The organism is Pseudomonas sp. GW821-FHT01D09, assembly GCF_059422465.1.
Genome location: NZ_JBWKWY010000072.1, coordinates 1 through 608 on the forward strand (window position 1 = coordinate 1; position 608 = coordinate 608).

General features: G+C 60.7%; 1 protein-coding gene. It reads right to left on the reverse strand.

All coding sequences use genetic code 11. The features are described from left to right. Positions 1-608: RHS repeat domain-containing protein (locus AC07W7_RS27125; protein WP_495040461.1), on the reverse strand; the 608-nt coding region annotated here is incomplete at both ends.

The window sequence follows — 608 nt, forward strand, 5'->3', positions numbered from 1 at the left end:
TCGGGCGTCAGGTAGCGGCCATTATCTGGATTGTAGTAGCGATGCCGGTTGTAATGCAGCCCGCTTTCCCGGTCGAAGTACTGCCCCTGAAAACGCAGCGGGTTATCGACAATTCCTACATCCAACCGGGCGATCTGGCCGTAGGCGAGGTAGTGGGCGGACCAGACGATTTTGCCTTGCGCGTTGGTCAGTTCCTGCGGCGTACCCAGATGGTCCAGTTGGTAGTGGAAGGCCTGGGTATTGGCCGGACCAAACCCTTCCAACAAGGCCAACGGCCTGAAGCTATCAGGCTCGTAGAGATAACTGCGATGCTGCCCCGCCGTGTGCTCGGCGATGACCTTGTCGCCTTGCCAGAAAAACTCAGTCGTTTTGCCCGCTACGGTTTTGCTGATACGCCGGCCAAACGGGTCATAGCGATAACTGGCCTGGCTGCCGTCCGGCTGGGTGACGCCGATCAGGCGGTGCTGGCAGTCGTAGCGGTATTCGGTGACCCACTGCTGCGCGCGGCCACGGCGTTCGCGTATGAGGTTTCCGAAAGCGTCGTAGTCGTAATGCCGGTCGCCTTGCAGTAACAGGCGGTTGCCGACGACGATGCCGGGCCCTGGGCG